Genomic DNA, 2,772 nt, shown 5'->3' on the forward strand with positions numbered 1-2,772 from the left:
CCGTCGGCCTGGTCCTGGCCGTGCTGTTCCTGGTCGGGGTGGGCACGGTGGCCCCGGCGACGATGGTCGGCACCGCCGCGCTCGGCCTGGCCCTGGGCTTCACCCTGTTCCACTCCCGGTTCGGCTTCACCTCCGGCTGGCGCCAGCTCGTCGCCGTCGGGCAGGGCGCCGCGATCCGCGCGCACATGGTCATGCTGGCGACGGCGTCGGTGCTGTTCGCGGTGATCCTCTCGTCCGGGTTCGCCCTCGCCGGCGAGCCGAAGGGGTTCACCAACCCGATCGGCATCGGGCTCGTCGTCGGCGCGTTCCTGTTCGGCGTCGGCATGCAGGTCGGCGGGTCGTGCGCCTCGGGCACGCTGTTCGCCGTCGGCAGCGGGCAGTCCGCGATCGTGCTGACCCTGCTCGGGTTCGTCGTCGGCTCGATGTTCGCGGTGTTCACCCACACCTTCTGGACGCAGACCGTGCCGCAGGGCCCGAGCGTCAACCTGGCCCAGCTGCTCGGCTACCCCGGCGCCGTCGCCGCCACCCTGCTCGTGACGGCCGCGATCACCGCGGTCACCTGGGTGGTCGCCCGGCGCCGCACCCCGCCGCCGGTGGAGCGCCCGCCGTCGGCGCGCGGCGTCGCGCGGATCCTGCGCGGATCGTGGCCGATGTGGGTCGGCGCGGTCGTGCTCGCCGTGCTCAACGCGGCGGTCCTGTTCGTCTCCGCCGCCCCGTGGGGCGTGACCTCGGCGTTCGCGCTGTGGGGCTCGAAGCTCCTGCAGGCCGTCGGGTTCGACATGGCGGGGCTGGCGTACTGGCAGGCCCCGGCGAACGCGCGGTCGCTGGCCGCCCCGGTGCTGGCCGACCGCATCTCCAACCTCGACGTCGGCATCATGATCGGCGCGCTGGTGGCCTCCGCGGTGGGCGGCGCGTTCGTGCTGCACAAGCGGATCCCGTGGAAGCTCGCCCTCGGCGCGGTCCTCGGCGGCATCGCCATGGGCTACGGCGCGCGTCTCGCGGGCGGCTGCAACATCGGTGCCTACTTCTCCGGCATCGCCTCGTTCAGCCTGCACGGCTGGATCTGGGCCGTCGTCGCACTCGGCGGCACCTGGGTCGGGCTACGGCTGCGGCCGCTGTTCGGCCTGACCAACCCCAAGCCTGCCGACTCGCTCTGCTGAGCCGGCCGGACGCTCCCCCCACGAGAGAGGTTCACACGATGACCGCACGTACCACCGTCCGCGCGCTGGCCGCCGTCGCCGGCGCGGGGGCGCTGGCCACCCTGGCCGGCGGCCTCGCGCACGCCGACGAGGGCCACCACGGCAGCCGCCACGGCCACGGCGATGCGCACTACGACGGCTCCGTCTGGCACTACGACGGCGAGGCCCACCCCTCCGACTCGGCCGACCTCAACGAGTCCGCAGGCGACCGCGCGGACGGCAACACCCCGGTGTACCTGCTGAAGGACGTCCCGGCGGCGGTGGCGCCCGAGGACCTGCTGAAGCCGGTCGACCTGACCGCGCCCGCGTTCGGCGTGCTGGACGGCCTGAGCTGAGACCCGCCCCGGGCTGCTGTGCACAGGGCCGCCCGGGCCGAGCCGGCCGCCCCGCCCGGACCGCGGGTCCGGGCGGGCCGGTCGTGCGCCGGGGGTGGGTCAGTCCTCCTGCAGGACGGCCTGCACGTCGAGGTCGATCCGCAGCGTCCGGCCGACGGCCAGGACCCCGGCCAGCACCGACTGGTTCCAGTCGATCGCGAACTCGTCGCGGGAGATCTCGGTGGTGGCGGTGAACGCCGCCCGGGTGCCACCCCACAGGTCGGGGCCGGTGCCGCCGTAGGTCATGTGCAGGTCGACGGGGGCCTTGACGCCCTTGAGCGCCAGCATCCCGTGCACCGTCCAGCGGGTGGCGTCGACGCGGGTCAGGCCGTCGCCCTCATAGCCGATGGCCGGGTGGGCCCCGACGTCGAGGAAGTCCGCGGTCCGCAGGTGGGTGTCGCGGTCGGGGTCGTCGGAGTCCACCGAGCCCGCGTCGATCGACACGCTCACCGAGCTGGCCTCGAACGGGTCGGCCACCCGCAGGTCGCCGGAGAACCGGCGCAGCCTGCCGTGGATGCGGCTCATCCCGAGGTGTAGCGCGGTGGCCCGGATGCTGGAGTGCTGCGGGTCGATCCGCCACAGGCCGGGGGTGGGCAGCACCGCGCCGCCCGCCCGGGCGAGCTCGACGCGGCCCAGGTCGGTGCCGTCCCCGGCCAGTGAGACCGCCCGCGCGGACGGCTCGTACCCCGCCGCGGCGACGACGACCGTGTGCGGCCCCGCGGCCAGCTCCGCCACCGCGAACCCGCCGTCGGCCCGGCTGGCCCCCCGGCCCCGCTGCACGCCGGTGGCGTCCATGACGGTGACCGTCGCGCCGGTCACCGGCCAGCCGTCGGGGGTGCTCAGCCGTCCGTAGAGCTCAGCCACGTCCCTGCTCCGTCCTCGTCGGGTCGCCGATCCGGTCGTCGGTCGGGTCCGGGGCGCCGAAGCGCACCTCGACCGGTGTGGTCGCGCCGCGCGCCACCTGCACCGCGACGACGACCGGCGCCCAGCCGCTCGCCGTCAGCTCGTGCCGTCCGGGCGGGAGCCCGTGCAGCTCGTAGCTGCCGTCCCGGCCGGTGGTGGTCTCGGCGACGGTGCGCCCGTCGCTGTCACCGATCACGATCCGCGCCCCGGGGACCGGGCGGCCGTCGCCGCTGCGCGCGACGCCGGCGATCCCGGCCAGGGCCGGGAACCGCAGCTCCACCGGCGGCCCGGCCGGG

General features: G+C 75.6%; 4 protein-coding genes. 2 read left to right on the forward strand and 2 right to left on the reverse strand.

Annotated features, from left to right (window positions below):
• Positions 1-1,160, forward strand: a 1,160-nt coding sequence (locus GTW08_RS26310) for a YeeE/YedE family protein (protein WP_161152669.1), incomplete at its 5' end; no start/stop codon positions are given.
• Positions 1,161-1,198: 38 nt separating this feature from the next.
• Complete coding sequence (locus tag GTW08_RS26315; RefSeq protein WP_073577184.1) at positions 1,199-1,534, forward strand: hypothetical protein; 336 nt, start codon at positions 1,199-1,201, stop codon at positions 1,532-1,534.
• 99 nt (positions 1,535-1,633) lie between these two features.
• Here GTW08_RS26315 and GTW08_RS26320 read toward each other — a convergent pair whose 3' ends face one another.
• Both GTW08_RS26320 and GTW08_RS26325 read right to left on the reverse strand, forming a co-directional pair.
• The gene (locus GTW08_RS26320; RefSeq protein WP_073577183.1) at positions 1,634-2,437 is read right to left on the reverse strand and encodes a YceI family protein; all 804 of its coding nucleotides are present in this window, start codon (positions 2,435-2,437) and stop codon (positions 1,634-1,636) included.
• Positions 2,430-2,772, reverse strand: a 343-nt coding sequence (locus GTW08_RS26325) for a carboxypeptidase-like regulatory domain-containing protein (RefSeq protein WP_161152670.1), incomplete at its 5' end; no start/stop codon positions are given. The genes GTW08_RS26325 and GTW08_RS26320, both read right to left, overlap by 8 nt.

The organism is Pseudonocardia sp. SID8383 (assembly GCF_009864975.1).
Lineage (GTDB): Bacteria > Actinomycetota > Actinomycetes > Mycobacteriales > Pseudonocardiaceae > Pseudonocardia > Pseudonocardia alni.

What these genes read in the sequence shown, in the direction of transcription:
- GTW08_RS26315 (WP_073577184.1), top strand. Translation starts at nt 1,199, where the DNA reads ATGACCGCACGTACCACCGTCCGCGCGCTGGCCGCCGTCGCCGGCGCG.